The following is a 25,361-nucleotide window of genomic DNA, read 5'->3' as shown; positions in this document are numbered from 1 at the left end:
CGAAGGGAGCGGAATAATGAATTTCAGAATTTCCGCTTGGGCAATCCGCAATCCGATTCCGATTATCGTGCTGTTTTTGCTTTTGACAATAATGGGAATTCGTTCGTTTCAGGCGCTGCCGATTAACGCCGACCCGAATATCAGCTTTCCTGCAGTTAATATTACAATTTCGCAAACGGGGGCTTCGCCCGACGAACTGGAAAATTCGGTTACCCGCCGCGTGGAAGACGCGGTTGCCGGTATGGCGGGCGTGCGCCATATTACCTCTAGCATTACCGAAGGTACTTCTACCACTTCGGTGGAATTCCGTTTGGAAACCGATACCGACCGTGCGGTGAACGATGTGCGTAATGCGATTACGCAAATTCGTGGCGATTTGCCACAAAATATTGATAATCCTATTGTTGAGCGAATGGACACTGAAGGGGCTGCACTGGGCTATTATGCGGTGCAGTCGCCGAATATGAACCAAACCGAGCTGGCATGGTTTATTGACGATGCGGTCAGCTGTGAATTGTTAGCAGTTAATGGCGTGCAACAAGTGAAACGCTTGGGTGGTGAAAAACGTGAAATCCGTGTAGCGTTGCAATCAACAAAACTTAATGCTTTGGAGATTACCGCCGAACAGGTTAGTCAACAACTTGCTCAAACCAATGCTAATGTACCGGCTGGTCGAGTGGAATGGTTTAATCAGGAACAATCTGTCCGAGTGATCGGTAGCCAAATAAACTTAGACGATCTTGCCAATTTACCGATTGCGTTAAGCGATAACCGCAAAGTGAAATTGTCGGAACTTGCTACCATTACTGACAGTCACGCCGAAATGCGTAGCCGAACCCGTTTAAATGGGCGTGAAGTGTTGGGTTTCCAAGTGTTCCGCTCCAAAGGCTCCAGCGATACGGTGGTGGAAAGCGGCATTCAGCAAGCGTTGAAAAAGCTAATCGAAACTTACCCCGATATTCACTTAACTGAAGTGCATAACTCGGTAGATACCACGCGTGAAAACTACGATGTGGCAATTTCCACATTACTGGAAGGTGCAGCTTTAACGGTACTGGTGGTATGGCTGTTTTTGCGTAACTGGCGCGCTACCTTAGTGGCGGCGATTGCCTTACCGCTTTCCATTTTGCCTGCCTTTTGGATAATGAAATTGCTCGGTTACACGCTCAACAGTATTTCATTGTTGGCGATTACGTTGGTGATTGGAATTTTGGTGGATGATGCAATTGTCGAGATTGAAAACATTGAAACCCATATGCAGCAAGGCAAACGTCCTTTTCAAGCTGCATTGGATGCATCTGATGCTATTGGTTTGGCTGTTGTTGCCATTACCGCCAGTATTGTTGCCGTATTCCTGCCGGTGAGTTTTATTGACGGTATGACCGGACAATATTTCGGGCAGTTTGGTACAACGGTCGCCGCGGCAGTGTTGAGTTCCTTGATGGTCGCTCGCCTTGCTATCCCCTTATTGGCTGCTTATTTACTAAAACCACATATTTCCAAACATCATACAGCGCAACATGTAGGACGACTGAAGAAAAGCTATTTGAGCCTCTTAGCAAAAGCCCTGCAATTTCGCAAAACCACATTGCTAATGGGCGGTGGGCTGTTGTTGATGTCAGCGATGATAATTCCACAACTCCCAACAGGCTTTGTGCCAAAAGGCGATACGGGGATGAGCCAAATTGACATTACCTTGCCGCCAAGCAGTCCGTTAGCGCAAACCGATGACATGCTACAACAGCTTGACCGTATCATTCGTGAGTTTAATGAGGTAGATCTAGTGTTTACCACCGCAGGAAGTAGTGAAATTAACAAAGGCGAAGTGCTGATTAAGCTCAAACCTTACAAGGAACGATCGGTTTCACAAAAGGAATTTGAAGATAAATTACGTGATGAGTTGGTTAAATTCGCCGATATTCGCGCCAATTTTCGCAATGAAATGGCAGGGCGCGATGTGTCGATTTTACTGACAGGTAACGATCCGGTAAAACTTGATCAAACAGCTGCCGAATTAAAAAAACAAATGCAAGAAATAAAATCCATTGAAAATGTGCAAATTAATGCACCGTTAGTCAAGCCGGAATTGCAAGTCAAACTGCGAAAAAACGAAGCTGCTCAAGCCGGTATTAGCTCACAAGCGGTCGGAAATTTACTACAAATTGCAACTTTGGGTACAACAGACGGCAACGCCGCACGTTTCAATTTACCAGACCGCCAAATTCCGATTCGGGTAACGCTGTCGGAAAACGAACGCAATCAACCCGAAGTATTACAACATCTACGTGTAGCCAGTAGTAACGGTGGTACGGTTATCCTAAACACAATCGCGGATATTCAGTTTGGAGCAGGTTCGGCAAGTTTGGAACGCTTTGATCGCGAACGCCGTATTGCAGTGGAAGCGGATTTGGCAGTTGGGCAAACCATCGGTACCGCCTTATCGCAAATCAACGAACTGCCGATAATGCAAAAACTGCCCGACGGCGTGCGTGTGCCGTCTGCCGGTGATGCCGAATATATGGATGAAATGTTTAGTCAATTCGGTTTTGCCATGGCAACAGGAGTGGCAATGGTATTGTTGGTACTGATACTGTTGTTTAAAGATTTCTTACAACCGTTCACGATTTTGACCGCACTTCCGCTTTCTATCGGCGGGGCGGCGTTAGGCTTGTTGTTGTATGGTGCCGCGTTAGATATGTCGTCGGTTATCGGTATTCTGATGTTGATGGGGATTGTGACCAAAAACTCGATTCTGCTGGTGGATTTTGTGATTGAAAAACGTCAACAAGGGGTGGAGCGCACCACCGCGCTGATTCAATCAGGCGCAGAGCGCGTCCGCCCGATTATCATGACCACTATTGCTATGGTAGCAGGTATGATCCCTGCTGTTTTTGCCGGTGGTGCAAGCGCAGCATTCCGAGCTCCTATGGCAATTGCTGTGATTTGTGGCTTAACTGCTTCCACGCTGTTGAGTTTGGTTTTTGTACCTGTGGTTTATTCGCTGATGGACGATATGCGGAATTACCTTGCCCCGAAATTGGCGAAATTAACCTCGGTTACGGAAGAAGATAGGGTTGTGTAGCCATCTCTACACATTTATTTTATGTTTAAATAAGGAAAATCATATGACAGCTTATGTTGTTTTTATTCGGGACGAAATGAAAGACCAAGCGGCTTACGACCGCTATCTGCAATTGGGCGTGCCGACACTTGCCCCCTTCGGCGGCGAAATCTTGGTAGCCAACGGGGCGCACGAAGCCTTTGAAGGGGCGGATTTTGACGGCTCGGTCGTCCTGCGCTTCCCCGATATGGCGTCAGCCCGCGCGTGGTACACCAGCCCGGAGTACGAAGCCGTGAAATCCATGCGCTACTGCAATGCCGACTGGCAGCCTCTGTTCGCATTTCATACGATAGACAGCAATGCTGGGTATAGCGGAGCCGCCATACAGCGATAGAACAAAGCGCGGCAGGCTATCTCGCATGGCTGGATAAATTTCAGCAAGCATAGCCCGCATAAAATGCCCGCCGATAACATTGCGCGGTTGCGCGAACGGGCTTTCTGATCGGCGAAAGCATGATTGCCGCCGTTCAGACAGGACAGGGCGATGCTGTTATATCTGCTTGAAATTATTCCGAAATTCCCTGTTTTATTAACACGGTTTTTACGCCGACATCGGCGGCAATGCGTTGATAGAACGCTTGTAGATTGGCGAATTGGCTGAGATCCAGCCCTAACATTTTACACCAACGTAATTCAACGAATAGATATACGTCTGCAACGGATATCTGTTCGCCGAAGTGAATGTGGCGAGTAAGATATTCGTCGGCTATAGAAAGCATTCTGATAACATTAGCGGCGGCATCTTTGCGTATCTCATTGGTTAGTTCTTCATTGCCTTCCGCATAAGCCGGTACGCGGAAAAGCGGTACAAAGGCTTTGTGCAGGTCGCCGTTAAAAAATGCCAGCCATTTCATTGCTTTTGCTTTGTCCCGGGCGGTTTTGCTGCCGAAGATTTTCTTTTCCGGGAAGAGGTTGTCTAAATACGTTAAGATAGCGATATTTTGTGTTAAAACCAGATCATTGTCCACCAGCAAAGGAACCTGTCCCTGTGGATTTAGCACAAGATATTCCGCCGATTTTATATAGTCGTGAGTTACCGCCTGCGCTTCGTAAGGTTCACCAATCCATTCAAGGGCGACATAAGGCACGGTGGCGCAAGAGCCGGGTAAATAATAAAGTTTCATTATCTCCTCCTGTTTAAGGTAATAGGGATTCTAACGCCCACAATTCGGTCAGTTCCGCACGGCGGCGGATTAAATGGGCTTGTGAGCCGTCAACCATTACTTCCGCCGTCAGCGGGCGTGAATTGTAGGTGGAAGACATACTTGCTCCGTAAGCACCGGCGGAACGTTGCACCAAGTAATCGCCCGGGGCGATGGCTAATCGGCGTTGTTTACCCAAGAAATCGGAAGTTTCGCAGATCGGACCTACCACATCATAAATCTTGCTTTCCCGGTTTAAAGTGCGGTCGGCTTCAATGATATTCATGTAAGCCTGATACAGCGCCGGGCGAATCATATCGTTCATGCCGGCGTCCACAATAGCGAAATTATGGGTTTCGTTACTTTTCAAATATTCAACTTTAGTCACTAATATGCCTGAATTCGCACTGATTGCGCGCCCCGGTTCCATAATGATTTCTAAGTTCGTATATTGTTTTAATTTGTTTAATAATGCCGTGGCGTATTCGCTTGGGTGAGGTGGTGTTTCATCGCTGTAAGTCACGCCTAAGCCGCCGCCTAAGTCTAAATGTTCAAGTTCAATGCCGTCTTCGCGTAATTGTTCAAGCAGAAGGATTAATCGATCGGTGGCGTCTAAAAACGGTTGGATTTCAGTCAATTGCGAACCGATATGACAATCCATCCCCGTTACTTTAATATTCGGCAATCGGCTTGCCAAGCGATAAACTTCACGGGCTTCATCAACGCTCACACCGAATTTATTTTCTTTTAATCCGGTAGAAATATAAGGGTGGGTATGGGCGTCAACGTCAGGGTTTACCCGTAATGATATGGGCGCAATTTTACCCGATTTGCCGGCAACTTCATTAATGCGTTGTAATTCCGCAAGGCTTTCCACATTAAAACAGCGAATGTCCAGTTCCAAAGCGCGGGCGATTTCTTTTTCATTTTTCGCTACGCCGGAAAACACTACTTTATGCGGGTCGCCGCCGGCGGCGATAACGCGTTCCAATTCCCCTTGGGAAACAATATCAAAACCGGCGCCTAATTTTGCCATCACCTGCAAAATAGCGATATTCGGGTTGGATTTCACCGCGAAGCAAACCAAATGCGGATGGTCGCCTAATGCGCTGTCGAAAGCTTTCCAGTGGCGTTCAAGGGTTGCGCGCGAATAAATATAAAGCGGTGTGCCGAATTGTTCGGCTAATTCGCTTACTAACAGATCTTCTGCGTATAATTTATTGTTTTTATATTGAAAAAAGTCCATATGTTGTATCCTGATTACTGATTATTCGGCTTGTTCTTGTTTCGGTTGTTCCTGCTCCGGGAAATAAAGGGGGCCTTTTACGCCGCAAGCGGTGACGGATGCACAAAGTGCGGTCAAAATAAGGAGAGAAATAAATTTTTTCATTTTGAGTTCCTGATAGATGAAAATTTGCATTCATTCTATCTTTAAAGACGGAAAATATCTATAATTCTGCTCTTAAAGGAAAAAATAAGGTAATTTTATGAACATAGCGGAATTTCACCAAAACATTGACCAAATTTGGGACAGTATTGAAGAACAGCTGGAAAATCAGGATATTGACGCGGATTGCGAGCGCCAAGGCGCGGTGTTTACCATCACTTTTGAAAACCGCACGCAAATTGTTATCAACAAACAAGAACCTTTATTAGAGCTTTGGCTTGCCAGCAAATTGGGCGGATTCCATTTTTCATATAAAAACGGCGATTGGCTGAATTACGAAGGCAAACGCTTTTGGGATTGTCTTGCGCAAGCATGCGCCGCTCACGGTGAAGAAGTGAGTTTTGCTTAATGACCGCAGAACTGAGCAATCGGTCTGAAGCTATAAAACCGGAACTAATAAAAAGTGCGGTAGAAAATCCTGAAATTTCTACCGCACTTGATGTGTTGCATTCTGTTTTCGGCTATCAAACTTTCCGAAAAGGGCAGCAGGAAGTAATTCAGGCGGCCTTAAGCGGGCGCGATAGTTTAGTGGTAATGGCGACGGGTAACGGCAAATCTCTTTGCTATCAAATTCCGGCGCTTTGTTTTGCAGGTTTAACACTGGTTATCTCGCCGTTAATTTCTTTAATGAAAGATCAGGTGGATCAGCTTCTGGCAAACGGCATTGCCGCCGATTTTCTGAATTCGACCCAAAGTTTGGAACAGCAGCAACAGGTGCAAAATAAAGCTATTTCGGGCGAACTGAAATTGCTTTATCTTTCTCCTGAGAAAGTAATGACCAACAGCTTTTTTCAGTTTATTTCGCTGTGTAACGTGAGTTTTATCGCCATTGACGAAGCCCATTGTATTTCCCAATGGGGACATGATTTCCGCCCCGAATATACTCAGCTCGGCGGACTGAAAGGTTGTTTTCCTCATGCGCCGATTATGGCGCTGACCGCCACGGCGGACAGTACAACCAGGCAGGATATTCTGCAAAACCTCAGCCTGAACGAACCGCACTTGTATGTAGGTAGTTTTGACCGCCCGAATATTCGTTATACCTTGGTGGAAAAATTCAAACCGATGGAGCAATTATGCAATTTTGTGGCGGCGCAAAAAGGTAAAAGCGGTATCGTCTATTGCAACAGCCGTAGCAAAGTGGAGCGCATTGCGGAAGCCCTGAAGAAAAGAGGCATTTCCGCCGCCGCTTATCATGCGGGCATGGAGTCGTCGCAGCGGGAAGCGGTGCAACAGGCGTTTCAACGGGATAATATTCAAGTGGTAGTGGCGACCATTGCTTTTGGTATGGGGATCAACAAATCTAATGTGCGTTTTGTGGCGCATTTTGATTTATCTCGCAGCATTGAGGCGTATTATCAGGAAACCGGGCGCGCGGGGCGGGACGACCTGCCGGCGGAAGCGGTACTGTTTTACGAGCCGGCGGATTATGCCTGGTTGCATAAAATTTTATTAGAAGAGCCGGAAAGCCCGCAACGGGATATTAAACGGCATAAGCTGGAAGCCATCGGCGAATTTGCCGAAAGTCAGACTTGCCGTCGTTTAGTGCTGTTAAATTATTTCGGCGAAAATCGCCAAACGCCATGCAATAACTGTGATATATGCCTTGATCCGCCGAAAAAATATGACGGATTATTAGATGCGCAGAAAATCCTTTCGACCATTTATCGTACCGGGCAACGTTTCGGCACGCAATACGTAATCGGCGTAATGCGCGGTTTGCAGAATCAGAAAATAAAAGAAAATCAACATGATGAGTTGAAAGTCTACGGAATTGGCAAAGATAAAAGCAAAGAATACTGGCAATCGGTAATTCGTCAGCTGATTCATTTGGGCTTTGTACAACAAATCATCAGCGATTTCGGTATGGGGACCAGATTACAGCTCACCGAAAGCACGCGTCCCGTGCTGCGCGGCGAAGTGTCTTTGGAACTGGCCACGCCGAGATTATCTTCCATTACCATGGTACAGGCTCCGCAACGTAATGCGGTAACCAACTACGACAAAGATTTATTTGCCCGCCTGCGTTTCCTGCGTAAACAAATTGCCGACAAAGAAAACATTCCGCCTTATATTGTGTTCAGTGACGCGACCTTGCAGGAAATGTCGTTGTATCAGCCGACCAGCAAAGTGGAAATGCTGCAAATCAACGGTGTCGGCGCCATTAAATGGCAGCGTTTCGGACAGCCTTTTATGGCGATTATTAAAGAACATCAGGCTTTGCGTAAAGCGGGTAAGAATCCGTTGGAATTGCAGTCTTAAAATTTTTAACTTTTTGACCGCACTTTTAAGGTTAGCAAATTCCAATAAAAAGTGCGGTGGGTTTTCGGGAATTTTTAACGCGCTGATTTCCTCGTCTTTTCAATTTTTTCGTCTCCATTTGTTCGGCGGTTGCCGGATCCTTTCTTGACTGAGATCCATAAGAGAGTAGAATAGTTGACAAAATCAGTATGTTTAAATAAGGAGCTAACTATGAAAGTTGCCGTTTACAGTACTAAAAATTATGATCGCAAACATCTGGATTTGGCGAATAAAAAATTTAATTTTGAGCTTCATTTCTTTGATTTTTTACTTGATGAACAAACCGCGAAAATGGCGGAGGGCGCCGATGCCGTCTGCATTTTCGTCAATGATGATGCGAGCCGCCCGGTGTTAACAAAGTTGGCGCAAATCGGAGTGAAAATTATCGCTTTACGTTGTGCCGGTTTTAATAATGTGGATTTGGAGGCGGCAAAAGAGCTGGGATTAAAAGTCGTACGGGTGCCTGCGTATTCGCCGGAAGCCGTTGCCGAGCATGCGATCGGATTAATGCTGACTTTAAACCGCCGTATCCATAAGGCTTATCAGCGTACCCGCGATGCGAATTTTTCTCTGGAAGGATTAGTCGGTTTTAATATGTTCGGCAAAACCGCCGGAGTGATTGGTACGGGAAAAATCGGCTTGGCGGCTATTCGCATTTTAAAAGGCTTCGGTATGGACGTTCTGGCGTTTGATCCTTTTAAAAATCCGACGGCGGAAGCGTTGGGCGCAAAATATGTCGGTTTAGACGAGCTTTATGCAAAATCCCATGTTATCACTTTGCATTGCCCGGCTACGGCGGATAATTATCATTTATTAAATGAAGCGGCTTTTAATAAAATGCGCGACGGTGTAATGATTATTAATACCAGCCGCGGCGTTTTAATTGACAGCCGGGCGGCAATCGAAGCGTTAAAACGGCAGAAAATCGGCGCTCTCGGTATGGATGTTTATGAAAATGAACGGGATTTGTTTTTCGAGGATAAATCTAACGATGTTATTACGGATGATGTATTCCGTCGCCTTTCTTCCTGCCATAATGTGCTTTTTACCGGTCATCAGGCGTTTTTAACGGAAGAGGCGCTGAATAATATCGCCGATGTGACTTTATCGAATATTCAGGCGGTTTCCAAAAATGCAACGTGCGAAAATAGCGTTGAAGGTTAACGCCGCTTATATTTTTAATAGCGTACCTAATCGGGTACGCTTTTTTTATGCGGAAAATCCATATTTTTCTACCGCACTTTTTCTTTAAAGATTTATACTTAAGTCTGTTTGATTCAATTTATTTGGAGGTTTTATGCAACACATTCAACTGGCTCCCGATTTAACATTCAGTCGCTTAATTCAAGGATTCTGGCGGTTAAAAAGCTGGCGGAAATCGCCGCAGGAATTGCTTACATTCGTTAAGCAAGGATTAGAATTAGGCGTTGATACGCTGGATCATGCCGCTTGTTACGGGGCTTTTACTTCCGAGGCGGAATTCGGACGGGCGCTGGCGCTGGATAAATCCTTGCGCGCACAGCTTACTTTGGTGACCAAATGCGGGATTTTGTATCCTAATGAAGAATTACCCGATATAAAATCCCATCACTATGACAACAGCTACCGCCATATTATGTGGTCGGCGCAACGTTCCATTGAAAAACTGCAATGCGACTATTTAGATGTATTGCTGATTCACCGTCTTTCTCCCTGTGCGGATCCCGAACAAATCGCGCGGGCTTTTGATGAACTTTATCAAACCGGAAAAGTACGTTATTTCGGGGTATCTAACTATACGCCGGCTAAGTTCGCCATGTTGCAATCTTATGTGAATCAGCCGTTAATCACTAATCAAATTGAGATTTCGCCTCTTCATCGTCAGGCTTTTGATGACGGTACCCTGGATTTTTTACTGGAAAAACGTATTCAACCGATGGCATGGTCGCCACTTGCCGGCGGTCGTTTATTCAATCAGGATGAGAACAGTCGGGCGGTGCAAAAAACATTACTCGAAATCGGTGAAACGAAAGGAGAAACCCGTTTAGATACATTGGCTTATGCCTGGTTATTGGCGCATCCGGCGAAAATTATGCCGGTTATGGGGTCCGGTAAAATTGAACGGGTAAAAAGCGCGGCGGATGCGTTACGAATTTCCTTCACTGAGGAAGAATGGATTAAGGTTTATGTTGCCGCACAGGGACGGGATATTCCGTAACATTATTCGTCTAATCCTGCGTATCTGGGGAAAGATGCGTCATCGTAAGAGGTCTATAATATTCGTCGTTTTGATAAGGGTGCCATATCCGGCACCCGTTAAAATCACATTGCGTTCGCAACAAAATTATTCCTTACGAATAGCATTCACCTCTTTTAACAGATGTTGAATATCCGTATCGGCAAAAATATCCTCTACATTTGCGGTTAAACGGCGGCGCCAGTTAGCATATTGCGTGCTGGTTCCCGGAATATTGACGGGTTCGGTCATACCGAGCCAGTCTTCAGGTTGGAATCCGAACAATCCGCTGCTCACCTGCGCCACATAAGTTTGCAATTGATGAACAAATTTATTGCTCACGGACGAACCTAATTCCGCGCTAATTTTCGCCTCCACCGGCACATGATGTTGTCGTAATCGCTGTAAAATTTGAGTTTTAGCCCGCACACGATCCCGTTGCAAAATATCCAGAATTTTTGGATTCGGATAGACGCCGAATTTTTCCCCTAATTCAAAATCATAACCGCGCCAGTAGCCGTTTATTGTCGGTAAATCATGGGTACTTAACGTGGTCATGGCCTGATAAGGATAAGTCTGTAAATCCCGGCTTTGTCCGTGTTCGTCAAATTCGAAATAGAATATTTTATAGGATAAAATCCCGGCATTTTTTAATTTACCGACAATTTCTTTCGGCACCGTGCCTAAATCTTCACCGATTATTAAACATTGATGACGCTGGCTTTCAAGAGCGAGAATGGCTATTAAATCATCCACCGGATAACGAACATAAGCGCCGTTTACCGCGCTGTCGCCTTTGGGAATCCACCATAGACGCAGCAACGACATAATGTGGTCGATACGTAATGCGCCGCAATGTTTCATATTGGCTCGCAGCAATTCAATAAACGGTGCGTAGGCTTGTTGTTGTAAAACGTGCGGATTCATCGGCGTTAATCCCCAGTTTTGTCCTTGCGGACCCAACACGTCGGGCGGTGCGCCGACGGAAGCGTTCAAACAATAAAGCCGTTTATCGTTCCAGGTTTCCGCGCCGTTTCCCGTTACTCCTACCGCTAAATCGCGGTACATGCCGATGCGCATATTCTGTTGCCGGCAAACCTCATCACATTCCGCCAGCTGTTGATCGGCGATAAATTGTAACCACGCGTAGAATTCGATCTCCGCTTGATGCTCGGCACGGAATTGTTGTACTGCTAGAGAATGATAATCCTGATATTCTTTTGCCCAAAAATCCCAACCCCATTGGTTATCAAACCGGTCGGCTAAATACTGATGGAGGGCGTCAAAAGTCGCCTGAACCTGTAAACTCTCACCGCCTTGTTGCACAAATTGTGCGAATTGGCGGCTAGAAAGTGCGGTCGGATTTTGCTGAAATTTTTTGAAAGCAAAGCGTAACCCTTTCAGTTTAAGCGGAATAATTTCGCCGTAATTCAGCCATTCTGCTTGGCGTAATTCCGTGAGTTTTTGCTGTACTTCGGCGGAATTAAACCAAGCCTGCGCTTCGTCGCTTTGTTGGAATTCGGCTAATTGATTCACATCAATATAGGCAATATTCAGCCATTGACGGGAAGACGGGCTGTAAGGGCTCGCCGAATCGGGATTGGCGGGGAAAAGGGCATGAATCGGGTTTAAGCCTAAAAAATCTGCCTGAAAAGGTGCAAGATTTTGCAGGAATTTTTTTAAATCGCCGAAATCGCCGATTCCCCAGTTTTGCTCGGATTTTAAGGTGTAAAGCTGTAAAAAGGTTCCCCATAATTTTTTATGCTCGCGCAATGCCTGAGGTTGATAACAAGACTGCGGCGCAACAATAACCGTACAGTTGAAAACTTTACCGGCGCTTTGTAGTTGCAGTTGGTGGTAGCCTAACGGCAAATCTTTCGGCAAGTTAATGCCGCGCGTTTTAATAGGTCCGGAAATTACCGTTTGGGTATTTTCCAATTGCAGTTGCCAGCGGCCTTTTAACGGATGTTTTTTATCCGCCGAGTTAATAGGCAAAAAGTGCGGTCGATTTTGATAAAAAATTTTTACCGCGGGAATCGGCGTAGAAGAGGCTTGAATATTGCCTTCAAAAGTGTTGAAAAGCGCTTTTTTAATATTATGCGGCGCCCATTTTTTTACGCCCCGTTCATCGAAGAAATAAGGCATGATACCTGCACGGCGGAATTGTTTGGTGGTTATTGTCATTATTTTTTCTCCATGGCTTACACTTCGGATACAGTGAAAAAACAGGCGACTTCCTATCGGAAAGAAGCCGCCTAAAAGTGATTATTTCTTCAACCAAATATGTTGTTGATAATCACGAATGGAGCGATCCGAGCTGAAAGTGCCCAGACGGGCGGTATTTAAAATCGCGCTGCGTAACCAAGCTTCCCGGTTTAAATACGCACTGCCGATTTTTTGTTGTGCCAGGCGATAACTGTCGAAGTCGGCAAATACCAGGAACGGATCCCGTTCAAGCAGACTGTCCAGCATTAATCTGAAGGTCTCTTTGTCGCCATTGGACGCTTTACCATGAGCTAAGAAATCCACCGCATTTTTCAATACGCTGTCTTTTTTGTAGTAATCTTTCGGATGATAGCCTTTAGCTAACAATTCCCGCACGCTTTCTACCGTGTGACCGAAAATAAAGACGTTTTCTTCGCCCACCATTTCGGCGATTTCTACGTTTGCGCCGTCTAAAGTACCTAAGGTTAATGCGCCGTTAAGCGCAAGTTTCATATTACCCGTGCCGGACGCTTCTTTCCCCGCCATAGAGATTTGTTCCGATACGTCGGCGGCAGGAATAATTTTTTCCGCCAGACTTACGCGGTAATCCGGTAAAAACGCCACCTGCAGGCGATCATTGACTTGTTTGTCGTTATTGATAATTTCCGCCACATTATTAATAGCGTGGATAATATTTTTCGCCAGATAATATCCCGGCGCCGCTTTACCGGCGAAGACGAACACGCGCGGCGTGTAATCCTGATTCGGATTGGCCTTTAAGGATTGATAATCGGCGATAATATTCAATAAGTTTAAATGTTGACGTTTATATTCGTGGAAACGTTTAATTTGCACGTCAAAAATGGCGTCCGGATTCACCTTTAAAGCTAAAGTACGGTTGATTTCATCGGCAAGTACGATTTTGTTATGACGTTTAATAGCTTGATATTCTTCGCGGAAACCGGCATCGTCCACGTATTTTTCCACGCCGCTCAGCAATTCCAGATCTTTGGCCCAATCCTGTTTTAAGGTGCGATCCAATAAATCGCTTAATTTCGGGTTAGCCTGACGAATCCAGCGGCGAGGCGTAATACCGTTTGTTACATTGCAGAATTTGCCCGGGAATAATTTGTGATATTCCGGGAATAAATCAGTGACCAATAAATCCGAGTGAATCTGTGCCACACCGTTAACCCGGAAGCAGGTCACCACGCAAAGATTCGCCATGCGTACGCGGTAATCGAAAAGAATCGCAAGTTTTTCCCATACTTGAGAATTCTCGCCGAATTCCGACCGCACTTTTTGATGGAAAATATCATTAATTTTTTCCACGATTTGATAATGGCGCGGCAGTAATTGTTTGAATAAGCGTTGATCCCACTGTTCGAGGGCTTCCGGCAATAACGTATGATTAGTGTAGGCAAAGGTGTTGGTGCAAATGTCCCAAGCTTGATCCCAGGTGAGATGATAATCGTCCAGTAACAGACGCATTAATTCCGGAATGGCAAGCGTCGGGTGGGTATCATTAAGCTGAATAACCTGACGTTTGGCGAAATCCGCCAGTTGATAACCCTCGGCGAAATGGCGTTCTAAAATATCGGCAACGGAACAAGCGCAATGGAAATATTGCTGCATTAAGCGTAATTTTTGTCCGGCTTTATGATTATCATTCGGATAAAGTACTTGAGTCAGCGCAGCGGCATTGACGATAGTTTTATCGGCTTTGAGGAATTTACCCTCGTTGAAAGCGTCAAAATCAAAAGACTGATCGCTGTCTGCCTGCCATAAACGTAAAGGCTGAATCAGATTATTTCGATAACCTACAACCGGTAAATCGAAGGCTTTGCCCTGAATGGTCAGTTTCGGCGACCATTCGTAATTATCCCCTTGAATATGTTTGATTTTACCGCCAAAACCGACATAACGGGTTTTAGACGGGTTGAAACTATGCCAAGGATAGTTATTGCGATCCCAGGTATCCGGTGTTTCTTTTTGCATTCCCTCGGCAAAACTTTGTTTAAATAAACCGTATTGGTAATGCAGGCCGTAACCCGTGGCATTTTGCCCTAAGGCCGCCATAGAGTCTAAAAAACAAGCGGCAAGACGCCCTAAACCGCCGTTTCCGAGTGCGGGATCACGTTCTTGTTCTAAAACATCTACTAATTCCACCTGATATTGTTTAAGATAGTCACGAATTTGTTCGTAATAACCTAAATTCATCAAATTATTGCCGGTTAAACGCCCGATCAAAAATTCCATTGAAAGGTAATTGACATGGCGAGATTCCGCAGGCTTAGCGAACGGTTGGCTGCAAGCTAATTCGAGTGATCCTTCGGCAACAATTTGATACCATTGTTGTAAGGTTAAATTTTTCGGATCCGCCACATCAAAGTAACGGCAGTATTTTTCGACGATAGATTGAAATGTCATGGGAAACTCCTGAATTAGAAATTAATTGCCGTTTATTATGTGGAATCCGGATAAAATCAAATCATCCCTGTGATCATCTTATTTGGTATGATTATCGGGAAGTAGTTAAAGTGCAAAAGGAGGAGAGTTCATCCTCGTTTTGCGATAAGAAAAAAATTAAGATTTATTATGTTAATACCGTCAAAACTTGTTTGCTCTTTTCGCTTACAAAACAGCGTCCCACGTACCCGTCTGATTCAAGAATTGGATAAATCCGCTTTCTATCCTGTAGTGTTGATTAACGCACCGGCGGGCTATGGTAAAACCACCTTGGTATCGCAATGGATAGAAGATAAAAAGAACGTAGGCTGGTACGGGCTGGATGAAGGGGATAATAATTCGGATCGTTTTGCCGTCTATTTCAGCGCGGCATTACATTCGGCCATTAATGAAGAAGTCGATGTTCTGCTGGAGGAAAACCGCAAGGCTAACTTATTAGCCTTATTTAATCAACTGTTGATTAAAGCCTCCGGTTTCCCTCAGCATTTTTATTTAGTTATCGATGATTATCATTTGATCGAGAATGACGAAATCCATGAAGCGTTGAAATATTGGATTAGACATCAACCCGCCAATATGACTCTCATCCTTATCTCTCGTTCCGTTCCCCCTTTAAGTGTCGCCAGTTTACGGGTGCAGGAACAACTGTTGGAAATCGACATTAATCAGCTTATGTTTGATCATCAGGAAAGCGTGGCGTTTTTCCAGGCGAGATTGGGTTCCGAATTAAAACAACAGGATATTATCGAGCTTTGTAACGAAGTGGAAGGCTGGCCGACCGCTTTACAACTTATTAGTTTATTTGCAAAAAATAAATCCCAAACGCTGCAAGTGCCGTTACAGGATATTGCCAAACGCTTAGCGAAATCCAATAATTTCCATATTAACGAATATTTGGCCGACGAAGTGTTAAATAAAGTGGATAAAAGTACGCGCTTATTTATTTTGCGTTGTTCCGTACTCCATTCCATGAACGAAACCTTGGTTGAGGCGGTAACCGGCGAACCGAACAGTCGTAAAAAACTGGAATCGCTTGAGAAACAGGGCTTGTTCTTACAACAAATGGCGAACAGCAAGTGGCAAACCGTGGATGACAGCTGGTGGAAGTTTCACCCGTTATTTGCCTCGTTCCTAAATTTCTGTTGCCAGCACGAATTGTATGACGAATTATCGCAACTCCACCGGCGCGCGGCGCAGGCCTGGCTGAAACTGGGTTATGTAACGGAAGCTCTGCATCATGCGATGCAGTTATCGGATACCTGTTTATTGCTGGAAATCTTAGATGAACACGCATGGACGGTATTCCATCAAGGCGAATTGCAATTATTGGAAGAAAGTTTAAACAGCCTTGATTATGCCCATTTAACGGAACATACGAATTTAGTACTGCTTAAAGCCTGGTTGGTGCAAAGTCAGCACCGTCATGTTGAAGTGAGCGGTATTTTAGCGGAGTTTTCGCGGGCGCTGAATGAAAATAAAGTGGAATTAAGTAAAACCGCGCAGGCGGAATTTAACGTATTGCGCGCGCAGGTTGCCATTAATTCCGGTGATGAAAATACCGCGCTTCAGTTAGCTTCCGACGCTCTGAAAGATTTGTCGGAAAACGCCTATTACGCTCATATTGTCGCGACATCCATTATCGGCGAGGCGCATCATTGCCACGGCAATCTTGCCGAAGCCTTGTCTATGTTGCAAAAAGCCGAACGCATGGCGCGCCAACATCATACTTATCACAATATTCTCTGGTCATTATTACAGCAATCGGAAATTTTGCTTGCTCAAGGTTTCTCTCAAGCCGCTTATGATATGTTGGATAAAGCCAGTGAATTCGTAAAAGAAAATCATCTGCAAAAAGTGCCGATGTATGAGTTTCTTTTGCGATTGAAAGGTAAAATTCTGTGGGAATGGTACAATCTTGATAAAGCGGAATCCATGGCGGTTGCCGGCATGAACGCATTGCAAAAATTTGAGGATAAACTGCAATGCCTGGCACTATTAACTAAAATTTCTTTAGTGCGGGGTAATTTAGATAATACCTCGCGTTTGTTGAACGAAGTCGAACAGTTGGAACGTTCTCATGCTTATCATCATGACTGGACGGCAAGCGCGGATCAAGTGCGGATGTTCTATTGGCAAATGACTAATGACGTCGCCGCCGCACGCAATTGGTTAATTCAGAATCCCGCGCCGATTTCCGACAAAAATCATTTCACTCAAATTCAATGGCGTAATATCGCGCGGGCAAGAATTTTGTTGGGGCAGTATGATAAAGCGCAGGAAATTTTGGATAATTTAATTGAAACCGCCGAGAAATTTTCACTCACCAGCGATTTGAACCGTGCCTTAATTGTGCGTAATCGTCTTTATTTTCTGCAAGGTGCGAAAGAGCTGGCGCAACAGGATCTCATCGCCGCTCTGAAACTGACGCGACAAACCAATTTTATCAGCGCTTTTGTGGTTGAAGGCGATGTGATGGCGCAACAAATCCGTAATTTATTGCAATTAAATGTACTGGACGAACTGGTTTTACATAAAGCGCAGTTTATTTTGCGCAATATTAACCAATTCTACCGGCATAAATTCGCCCACTTTGACGAAACTTTTGTCAGCCAGTTATTGAAAAATCCGAAAGTTCCCGAGCTTTTGAAAATCAGTCCGCTGACTCAACGGGAATGGCAGGTATTGGGGCTGATTTATTCCGGTTACAGCAATGAGCAAATCTCCGATGAATTGCAGGTGGCGGCCACGACCATCAAAACCCACATCCGCAATCTTTATCAAAAAATCGGCGTAACCAACCGCAACGAAGCTATCAGTTACACCAAAGAATTACTGGCATTGATGGGATATAATTAAGAACACTAAAATCAAAGTGCGGCGAAAAACTTTCAAAATTTCGACCGCACTTTTTCTGATTTATCTAATTCCCGGCCCAAACCACCATCACTTTATCTTCGCCAAGAGTTCGGCTGAAAGCAAAGTATCCTTCCGATTTTAGGGTTTGATGAACGCCGGCTCCGACAGCCCGGTGACGTTGGCGGAATTGCGCCAATTTTTGCCAGTGCTGATGCAACGCCTGTTTACTTTGATCATTTTGCAACTCCTTCCAGTTCATATCCGAACGAGTGCCCTGTACCGGATCGGAGCCGGTGGCACCGAACTCACGCCCGCTTTCATCCCCGTAATAAATCTGCACCGCCCCCGAAGAAAGAAGGAGCAGGTTAGCCGCGGTTTTTTGTTTTACCGCATTGCGTTCGCTGTCGGAATGGAAAAATAATCGGGTGTCGTGGGAAGATAAATAACTCAACACATTGAAATCTTTCAGTTTATTGCTCATGTCCTGATATACGGGGTCAATCCGGGCAAAACAGTCCAATGCATTTTTTGCCTGATCCTGAAAATCAAAATTAATCATAGCGTCAAAACCGTTCTGATAATAATCGCTTTTGAATACGCCGTGGCCCCAGGCTTCGCCCGTCATCCAGAAATCGTCGCCGAAACTTTCTTGCGGATTTTTTTGTTGCCATTCTTTTAAGGCTTGCTGCGAAGCCTGTTTCAACGCAAGCCAGGTAGGTTTTTCCACATGTTTTGCCGTGTCCACGCGGAAACCGTCAACGCCGTATCGGCGCACCCAATCCGTTAACCATGTGATTAAATAATCGCGCACTTTGGCATTTGCCAATTCTTTTGCATTGGTGTTTTTATGTTGAAAAAATCGCGGTAATTTGACCGCACTTTCGCTTTCCGTTTTTAAATCCGGTAAGGCGGAAAGCGACATTTTTAAATCGTCGAATTTAGGGCTGTCGTAATCGCCGATGTCAGCCCGCACCCAATCTTTTCCCCACCAGTTTTGCCAGGCTTTGCTATCGCCGAATTTGATGAAGTCGTTAAAACTGTGCCAGTTTTGTCCTTTTTGGGGTTGCCAGGTTGTCCATTTTTTGCCAAGGGTAGCGGCCATTTCTTCCGGTTTGAGATAAAAATCGCCGAAGTTAAATTCCTGCATATCGGCAAGAGTGGCATAGCCGGTGTGGTTCATCACGACGTCAAACAACACCCGGATACCGCGCCGGTGAGCTTGCCGCATCAGATTTTTCAGATCCGCCTCCGTTCCCATGTTAGCATCCAGTTTTGTCCAATCAAGATGATAGTAGCCATGGTAGCCGTAATGAGGAAAATCGCCCTTATTGCCGCCGCCGACCCAACCGTGCATTTGTTCCAGCGGCGAGCTGATCCATAACACGTTTACCCCTAATTGTTGCAAATAATCCAGTTTTGCCGTTAAGCCCTGCAAATCACCGCCGTGAAAGGTGCCGATTTCCTGCATGCCGTCTTTATGCCGTCCGTAACTGTTATCGTTGGCGGGATTTCCGTTGTGGAAGCGGTCGGTAAGGACAAAATAAACGGTAGCGTTTTTCCAGTCAAAAACTTCCGTTTTTTTATCCGCACTTTTCTCCAACAGAATTAATCCGCCGGCATTTTCTGCGGGCATCATGGTTACTTTGCCGTTTTTCACTTTAGCCGTTTGCCCCGAATAAAAATCCCGCACCGATTCACCCTCGGTAAAAGTTGAAGATACGTCGATTTCAATGGGTTGCTTATTCCAAACCGGACAGCTTTTTACCGTATTATTATCGTTTTCCGCCCGCTGTTCCACGCTGATTCTCAGGGTCGGCGTACCGCTGCGCATATCGATTTGGGCAATATAATTGCCCTGCCGGAATAAACGAAGCTGCGGTGCTTCGCCGGAACAAGGAATCAGCGAAACCGTTTGATTTAATTTCACCGCACTTTGAGGCTGATAACATTGGTTATCAAGGGTGAAAGTTAAGGGATAATTACCTTTTCCCAACGGCGTTTGCGATTGAAATAAATTGCTTTCGGCGTTGTCGTTGAAATGCTGAAAATGCGTATGTTGCCAGCCTTGCGCGAAAGCGGCGGAAGAGGTGAACAAACAAAGATAGAGTAACGATTTTTTCATAGTAACCTGATTTGTAAAGAATGTTTTCCGGTTTAAAAAACCTTGATTTGTGACCGCACTTTTGCTGTCTCTGCGATAGCGCAGGCTTTAGCTTGTACTTGTTGATTGGGCATGGGGTAGAGGCTATCGTTAAAAGGCCTGATTATTAGCCGTGCCGGATTTAATATTCTGATCCCCTCTTTGTTAAAGAGGGGATTACAAGCAAATTTAACCTTTTACCCCACCTGCGGTTAATCCGCCGATTAACCAGCGTTGCGCCAGTAAGAACACTAATGTAATCGGGATGGCCGATAGCACAGCGGCAGCGGCAAAATCGCCCCATAAGTAGTTTTGCGGATATAAGTATTGTTGCATTCCCACCGCCAGAGTGTAGCTGTTCACATCGCGCAATAACAGTGACGCCACCGGTACTTCAGTAATCGCCGCAATAAAGGAAAGAATAAATACCACCGCTAAAATCGGTACGGAAAGCGGTAATAAAATCAGGCGGAAGGCTTGCCATGGTGTGGCGCCGTCCAGTGCCGCCGCTTCTTCTAAAGAACCGTCAATGGTTTCGAAATAACCTTTGATTGTCCAAACATGTAGCGCTATACCGCCTAAATAAGCAAAGATCACGCCGCCGTGGGTATTTAAACCGAGGAAAGGAACGTATTGTCCTAAACGGTCAAATAAGGCGTACAACGCCACTAAGGAAAGCACCGCCGGGAACATTTGGAATATTAACATGCCCTGTAAAATGGTCTTTTTACCTTTGAATTTCATACGGGCGAAAGCATACGCACAGGTTGTGGATAAGGTCACAATGCCGATAGAGGTAATGGTCGCCACTTTAATGGAATTCCATAACCAACGTAATACCGGGAATGGCGGCGGGGTTACCGTGCCGTCCGCGTGAGTCACTTCAAAGCCTAATGCCGCCTGCCAGTGTTCCCAGGAAATTTGGCTTGGGATAATATCGCCGATAGCAAGGTTGCCCGGACGTAAAGAAATACCGATTACCATTAATAACGGAAAAATAATCAAGGCAAGAAAGCTAATTAAAATTAAATGGGTTGCCCATACGCGATAACGCACTGATTTAGATTGAACAATCGCCATATATACTCCTTAAATCAACTGGGGGTTAAGGGCAATCCCTTAACCCGAAACATTTTTATAATTCCATTTTGGTCGCTTTAATATTCAATAACGCCAAACCGCCCACCAACAGGAAGATAATGGTCGCAATGGCCGCCGCCAGACCGAAATCCTGAGTGCCGCTGCCTTCGAATGCGATGCGGTAGGTGTAACTTACCAGCAAATCCGTGTAACCCGCCGGGGTGGTGGTGCCGATCATGTCCGGGCGACCGTTGGTTAACAACTGAATCAGAACGAAGTTATTAAAGTTGAATGCAAAAGAGGCAATCATCAACGGAGTTAACGGTTTTAGCAGCAACGGGAAGGTGATTTTGCTGAAATTTTGCCAGGTAGAGGCGCCGTCCATTGCTGAGGCTTCGTATAAATCCGACGGAATCGCTTTTAATAAACCCATACATAAAATCATCATATAAGGATAACCGAGCCAGGTGTTAACAATAAGAATCATCGCCTTGGCAAGGAAGGGATCATTAAACCATTCGGGGCTGATACCGAATAATTGGTTCAGAATCATATTGATTTCGCCGAAACTTTGGTTAAACAACCCTTTGAAAATCAAGATGGAAATAAAAGACGGTACCGCATAAGGTAAAATCAACAATAAACGATAAATCGCTTTGCCTTTCAGGGCTTCCCATTGCACTAAACAAGCCAGTACCATACCGAGAATAACGGTGAATACCACGGTTAATAGGGAGAACATCACCGTCCAAATAAAGATTTGTACAAAAGGTTTTTGAATACCTTTATCGGTGAAAATTTTAACAAAATTATGAAAACCGGAACCCACCGTATAACCGGGTTCAAGGGTTTCGCTTAACCAGTCGCCGCTTTCGTTTACCGCCTGAAAGAAGCCGGTTTCATCATTGGCTTTATATAATTTGCCGTTTTCGTTATTGCGTAAAATGTTATTTTCTTTATCGAATTGATAACGGGCTTTTTGTTCGGAAAACTGGCGCAATGAACTCATGGTCAATTCATTGTCATTCGGTAAAATCACTTTCATTGCCTGAAGGGCACTGCGATTTTGGGTAATAATTCTAAGCGGTGCAATCTCGCCTGTCGGCTCGGCTTGTTCGCTAACCGGCACATCCGCCGCCTTTAAGGCAATACTTTCGGACACGAAGGTTTGCGCCGTAGCGGGATTGGTTAACACGATTTTGTATTGATTATCCGCCTGCGGATAAAGCTTAAAATTGTATTTATCGCCGGCAAAATAGCGTTGCTCGGTAAGTACGGAAAGCGCACGTTCAAAAGACAATTGATTCGAGCCGCTGTAATTGGTAAAGGCGATAGCTATGGTCGCCACTAAGGGGAACAAAATAAAAATGGTCATCCCCATAATACCGGGATAAACATAACGCCATGCGTAAGCATTTTTGTTGGTAAATACATAAACGCCCGAAGTCAGGATTACGAGGGTTAAAATGGCAAACAAATATTCGCCTTGCAAATACATTAATCCGACCAGGTAAAAATCAAATAACAGCACAATGCCCGCTATCAGATATTTAAACCAATGGGTGGATTTGGGTTGAGTTAGAGTGGACATAAAAACACCTCGAATTTTGACCGCACTTTGGGGTGAATTTGAAAACGGAGTGGGCGGATTAGCCCACTCAAATTAAGAAAACTATTGTTGTTTTTGAATACGGGCGTGCGCATCATCTAACGCCGCTTTCACTGTTTGACGACCGGTTACCGCATTGTTGATTGCGGATTTTTCCGCATACCAGAAAGAAGTCATCTGCGGAATATTCGGCATGATTTCACCGTTTTTCGCATTTTCCATGGTCGCCGCAATACGCGGATCCGCCGCCAGTTTTTCCTGATAAGATTTTAACGCTACCGCACCTAAAGGTTTATCTTTATTTACCGTATCCAAACCTTCATCGGTTAACAAATAGTTTTCCAGGAATTCTTTCGCCAAATCCTTGTTCGGGCTTGCACTGTTCACACCGGCGCTTAATACGCCCACGAACGGTTTAGACGCCTGACCGTTTAAAGTAGGTAATACCGCTACGCCGTATTTTACGCCGCTTTTATCGATATTGCCCCAAGACCAAGGACCGTTAATGGTTAATGCGGTTTGACCTTTATTAAAAGAAGCTTCCGCCACGGCATAGTCCATATCCGCGCTGATATTTTTGTTTTTCACCATATCAACCACAAATTGTAAGGCTTTCACCGCGCCCTCGTTGTTCACACCGATGTCTTTTACGTCATATTTGCCGTCCTTGTATTTGAAGGCGTAAGCACCGTTAGATGCGGCCACCGGCCAAGTGAAATAAGGTTCGGAAAGATTCCACATAATGGCGTTTTTGCCTTCTTTTTTGAGCTTTTTGTCTAACTCAAGAATTTCTTCCCAGGATTTTGGCGCTTCTTTTACTAAGTCTTTGTTATAAATTAAAGAAATAGCTTCAATAGCAACCGGATAACCGATAATTTTGCCGTTGTAGGTTTCCGCATCCCAAGCGAAATCAACGAATTTATCTTTAAATTCTTTGCTCACGCTGACTTCCGACAATAAACCGGCTTGTGCATAACCGCCAAAACGGTCGTGCGCCCAAAACATAATATCCGGGCCGTCACCGGTTGAAGCGACCTGTGCGAATTTTTCTTCTAATCTGTCCGGATGTTCCACTAACACCTGTACACCCGTATCTTTTTCGAATTTTTTACCGACTTCCGCAAGACCGTTATAGCCTTTATCGCCGTTAATCCAGATAACAAGTTTACCTTCCGTCATTTTAGCCATGACGGAAGTGGAAAGAACTAAACCGGCAATCGCGGTTAAAGTGAGTTTGACGCATTTATTTTTCATAAATAAGCTCCTTGAGGTGAAAGAACAGAAATGAGAGGAAATTCATTTCTCTGAGTTATGGCAAATTATGGGCAATTATTTCTATTTGAGATCACCCTCTGTCCTACGCCCCCCTAATTAAAAGTATGATCTAACTAACACTTTTGTCGTTTTTGTGATCATTCTCACAAAAAATTGACATGAAAAACCGATCTGGATCACAAAATTCATTTTATTTTCCTGAATTGTGTCTTTTTTGAGCGAATGAGAACATTTTTGTTCTAATCCTTAAAAAAATCGCTTTGGGATGATTTCTTCTTTAAGTAAAAAGGCGACTATTTAGCCCAAAATCAGACCACAAGCAAAATAAGAGGTTTTAATTATGGCGAATGTATCGTTACGCAACGTGGGTAAATCTTATGGCGACGTTCATATTTCTAAAGATATTAATTTAGAAATTAATGAAGGCGAATTTGTTGTTTTCGTCGGTCCGTCAGGCTGTGGAAAATCAACCCTATTGCGTATGATTGCAGGTCTCGAAGATATTACCACAGGCGAACTGTATATTGGCGAGAAATTAATGAATGACGTCGAGCCTTCCAAACGCGGTATCGGTATGGTGTTCCAATCTTACGCGCTTTACCCCCATTTGGACGTAGCGGACAATATGTCTTTCGGTTTGAAATTGGCGGGCGTGAAAAAAAACGAGCGGGATCAACGGGTCAACCAGGTAGCGGAAATCCTGCAACTTGCCCATTTACTGGATCGCAAACCGAAAGCGCTTTCCGGCGGTCAACGCCAGCGTGTGGCGATAGGCCGCACCCTTGTCTCCCAGCCCGAAGTATTCTTATTGGACGAACCGCTCTCTAATCTTGATGCCGCATTGCGCGTACAAATGCGGGTAGAAATTTCTAAATTACATAAAAAATTAAACCGCACCATGATCTATGTAACTCACGACCAAGTGGAAGCGATGACTCTCGCTGATAAAATTGTGGTGTTAAACGCAGGCGGTGTTGCTCAGGTAGGCAAACCTTTAGAGCTTTATCATTATCCGGCAAATCGTTTTGTAGCCGGATTTATCGGTTCTCCGAAAATGAATTTTCTGCCGGTGAAAGTCACTGCAGTGGAAGAGAACCAAGTCAAAATTGAATTGCCGGATGCAAATCATCACAACTTCTGGATTCCTGTTTCCGGCGAAGGGGTAAATATAGGGGAAAATTTATCTTTGGGTATTCGCCCCGAGCATTTAGTACCGGCAGAACAAGCGCAAGTTAGTTTAAGGGGCATTGTGCAAGTAGTGGAATTGTTAGGTAACGAAACCCAGATTCATTTAGAAATTCCGGAAATTAAACAACCGTCTTTAATTTATCGCCAAAACGACGTGATACTAGTTAATGAAGGCGATGAAATGAACATCGGTATTGTGCCGGAGCGTTGTCATCTGTTTAAAGAAGACGGCACAGCCTGCCAACGTTTATTTGCGGAAAAAGGCGTATAAACGCAATCTATTCATTTTTATTTACTGATTTTAGGGCAAGGT

At 44.8% G+C, this 25,361-nt stretch carries 17 protein-coding genes; 8 read left to right on the top strand and 9 right to left on the bottom strand.

Annotated elements, in window-relative coordinates; all coding sequences use genetic code 11:
- Positions 1 to 16 precede the first annotated feature (16 nt).
- Both MS_RS09520 and MS_RS09515 read left to right on the top strand, forming a co-directional pair.
- Entirely contained in the window at positions 17 to 3,082 is a 3,066-nt protein-coding gene (locus MS_RS09520; protein ID WP_011201242.1) for an efflux RND transporter permease subunit, read from the top strand.
- Between the two features lie 43 nt (positions 3,083 to 3,125).
- Entirely contained in the window at positions 3,126 to 3,455 is a 330-nt protein-coding gene (locus MS_RS09515; protein WP_050738263.1) for a DUF1330 domain-containing protein, read from the top strand.
- Positions 3,456 to 3,627: 172 nt separating this feature from the next.
- Here MS_RS09515 and MS_RS09510 read toward each other — a convergent pair whose 3' ends face one another.
- From MS_RS09510 to MS_RS11045, 3 genes are read right to left on the bottom strand one after another with little or no spacing between them, the layout of a single operon-like run.
- Entirely contained in the window at positions 3,628 to 4,245 is a 618-nt protein-coding gene (locus tag MS_RS09510; protein ID WP_011201240.1) for a glutathione S-transferase family protein, read from the bottom strand.
- A gap of 13 nt (positions 4,246 to 4,258) precedes the next feature.
- A complete protein-coding gene (gene lysA, locus MS_RS09505) occupies positions 4,259 to 5,509 on the bottom strand; it encodes a diaminopimelate decarboxylase (RefSeq protein ID WP_011201239.1) in 1,251 nt (416 codons plus the stop codon).
- 21 nt (positions 5,510 to 5,530) lie between these two features.
- Positions 5,531 to 5,653, bottom strand: a complete 123-nt coding sequence (locus tag MS_RS11045) for an LPS translocon maturation chaperone LptM (protein ID WP_083754321.1) — start codon at positions 5,651 to 5,653, stop codon at positions 5,531 to 5,533.
- A gap of 97 nt (positions 5,654 to 5,750) precedes the next feature.
- Here MS_RS11045 and cyaY point away from each other — a divergent pair, with 97 nt between their 5' ends.
- From cyaY to MS_RS09485, 4 genes are all read left to right on the top strand, one after another.
- Positions 5,751 to 6,059, top strand: coding sequence for an iron donor protein CyaY (cyaY, locus tag MS_RS09500; RefSeq protein WP_011201237.1), 309 nt, complete (start codon positions 5,751 to 5,753; stop codon positions 6,057 to 6,059).
- A complete protein-coding gene (recQ, locus tag MS_RS09495; protein WP_011201236.1) occupies positions 6,059 to 7,972 on the top strand; it encodes a DNA helicase RecQ in 1,914 nt (637 codons plus the stop codon). The genes cyaY and recQ overlap by 1 nt, the downstream gene beginning before the upstream one ends.
- Before the next feature lie 210 nt (positions 7,973 to 8,182).
- The gene (locus MS_RS09490) at positions 8,183 to 9,175 is read left to right on the top strand and encodes a 2-hydroxyacid dehydrogenase (RefSeq protein ID WP_041640057.1); all 993 of its coding nucleotides are present in this window, start codon (positions 8,183 to 8,185) and stop codon (positions 9,173 to 9,175) included.
- A gap of 133 nt (positions 9,176 to 9,308) precedes the next feature.
- Positions 9,309 to 10,208, top strand: a complete 900-nt coding sequence (locus tag MS_RS09485) for an aldo/keto reductase (RefSeq protein WP_041640056.1) — start codon at positions 9,309 to 9,311, stop codon at positions 10,206 to 10,208.
- A gap of 126 nt (positions 10,209 to 10,334) precedes the next feature.
- On the opposite strand, the gene malQ is transcribed toward MS_RS09485, so the two are convergent.
- Entirely contained in the window at positions 10,335 to 12,410 is a 2,076-nt protein-coding gene (gene malQ / locus MS_RS09480) for a 4-alpha-glucanotransferase (protein ID WP_011201229.1), read from the bottom strand.
- An 81-nt stretch (positions 12,411 to 12,491) separates the two neighbouring features.
- Entirely contained in the window at positions 12,492 to 14,861 is a 2,370-nt protein-coding gene (gene glgP / locus MS_RS09475; protein WP_011201228.1) for a glycogen/starch/alpha-glucan family phosphorylase, read from the bottom strand.
- Between the two features lie 168 nt (positions 14,862 to 15,029).
- Between glgP and malT the strand changes: the two genes are divergently transcribed.
- A complete protein-coding gene (malT, locus tag MS_RS09470; protein ID WP_011201227.1) occupies positions 15,030 to 17,756 on the top strand; it encodes an HTH-type transcriptional regulator MalT in 2,727 nt (908 codons plus the stop codon).
- Between the two features lie 64 nt (positions 17,757 to 17,820).
- On the opposite strand, the gene MS_RS09465 is transcribed toward malT, so the two are convergent.
- The 4 genes from MS_RS09465 to malE all read right to left on the bottom strand — a co-directional run bounded on the left by MS_RS09465 (position 17,821) and on the right by malE (position 23,839).
- Entirely contained in the window at positions 17,821 to 19,878 is a 2,058-nt protein-coding gene (locus MS_RS09465) for an alpha-amylase (protein WP_011201226.1), read from the bottom strand.
- A 207-nt stretch (positions 19,879 to 20,085) separates the two neighbouring features.
- Positions 20,086 to 20,976, bottom strand: a complete 891-nt coding sequence (malG, locus tag MS_RS09460) for a maltose ABC transporter permease MalG (RefSeq protein WP_011201225.1) — start codon at positions 20,974 to 20,976, stop codon at positions 20,086 to 20,088.
- A 55-nt stretch (positions 20,977 to 21,031) separates the two neighbouring features.
- A complete protein-coding gene (gene malF, locus MS_RS09455; RefSeq protein ID WP_011201224.1) occupies positions 21,032 to 22,567 on the bottom strand; it encodes a maltose ABC transporter permease MalF in 1,536 nt (511 codons plus the stop codon).
- Positions 22,568 to 22,648: 81 nt separating this feature from the next.
- Positions 22,649 to 23,839, bottom strand: a complete 1,191-nt coding sequence (malE, locus tag MS_RS09450; protein WP_011201223.1) for a maltose/maltodextrin ABC transporter substrate-binding protein MalE — start codon at positions 23,837 to 23,839, stop codon at positions 22,649 to 22,651.
- A gap of 361 nt (positions 23,840 to 24,200) precedes the next feature.
- Between malE and malK the strand changes: the two genes are divergently transcribed.
- Positions 24,201 to 25,319: a maltose/maltodextrin ABC transporter ATP-binding protein MalK gene (gene malK / locus MS_RS09445; RefSeq protein WP_011201222.1), complete on the top strand. Its 1,119-nt coding sequence runs from the start codon at positions 24,201 to 24,203 to the stop codon at positions 25,317 to 25,319.
- Positions 25,320 to 25,361: the final 42 nt, after the last annotated feature.

This window comes from [Mannheimia] succiniciproducens MBEL55E, from assembly GCF_000007745.1.
GTDB lineage: Bacteria > Pseudomonadota > Gammaproteobacteria > Enterobacterales > Pasteurellaceae > Basfia > Basfia succiniciproducens.
Note: the sequence above shows the minus strand (reverse complement) of the source record. Positions and strands in the feature narration are given on the sequence as shown.

Excerpts from the sequence above, each read along its gene's own strand:
- malT (WP_011201227.1), top strand. The coding sequence starts at position 15,030 with ATGTTAATACCGTCAAAACTTGTTTGCTCTTTTCGCTTACAAAACAGC.
- malK (WP_011201222.1), top strand. The coding sequence starts at position 24,201 with ATGGCGAATGTATCGTTACGCAACGTGGGTAAATCTTATGGCGACGTT.
- MS_RS11045 (WP_083754321.1), bottom strand. The coding sequence starts at position 5,653 with ATGAAAAAATTTATTTCTCTCCTTATTTTGACCGCACTTTGTGCATCC.
- MS_RS09485 (WP_041640056.1), top strand. The coding sequence starts at position 9,309 with ATGCAACACATTCAACTGGCTCCCGATTTAACATTCAGTCGCTTAATT.
- MS_RS09490 (WP_041640057.1), top strand. The coding sequence starts at position 8,183 with ATGAAAGTTGCCGTTTACAGTACTAAAAATTATGATCGCAAACATCTG.
- malE (WP_011201223.1), bottom strand. The coding sequence starts at position 23,839 with ATGAAAAATAAATGCGTCAAACTCACTTTAACCGCGATTGCCGGTTTA.
- malF (WP_011201224.1), bottom strand. The coding sequence starts at position 22,567 with ATGTCCACTCTAACTCAACCCAAATCCACCCATTGGTTTAAATATCTG.
- recQ (WP_011201236.1), top strand. The coding sequence starts at position 6,059 with ATGACCGCAGAACTGAGCAATCGGTCTGAAGCTATAAAACCGGAACTA.
- MS_RS09510 (WP_011201240.1), bottom strand. The coding sequence starts at position 4,245 with ATGAAACTTTATTATTTACCCGGCTCTTGCGCCACCGTGCCTTATGTC.
- MS_RS09520 (WP_011201242.1), top strand. The coding sequence starts at position 17 with ATGAATTTCAGAATTTCCGCTTGGGCAATCCGCAATCCGATTCCGATT.
- MS_RS09515 (WP_050738263.1), top strand. The coding sequence starts at position 3,126 with ATGACAGCTTATGTTGTTTTTATTCGGGACGAAATGAAAGACCAAGCG.
- malG (WP_011201225.1), bottom strand. The coding sequence starts at position 20,976 with ATGGCGATTGTTCAATCTAAATCAGTGCGTTATCGCGTATGGGCAACC.
- cyaY (WP_011201237.1), top strand. The coding sequence starts at position 5,751 with ATGAACATAGCGGAATTTCACCAAAACATTGACCAAATTTGGGACAGT.
- malQ (WP_011201229.1), bottom strand. The coding sequence starts at position 12,410 with ATGACAATAACCACCAAACAATTCCGCCGTGCAGGTATCATGCCTTAT.
- MS_RS09465 (WP_011201226.1), bottom strand. The coding sequence starts at position 19,878 with ATGAAAAAATCGTTACTCTATCTTTGTTTGTTCACCTCTTCCGCCGCT.
- glgP (WP_011201228.1), bottom strand. The coding sequence starts at position 14,861 with ATGACATTTCAATCTATCGTCGAAAAATACTGCCGTTACTTTGATGTG.
- lysA (WP_011201239.1), bottom strand. The coding sequence starts at position 5,509 with ATGGACTTTTTTCAATATAAAAACAATAAATTATACGCAGAAGATCTG.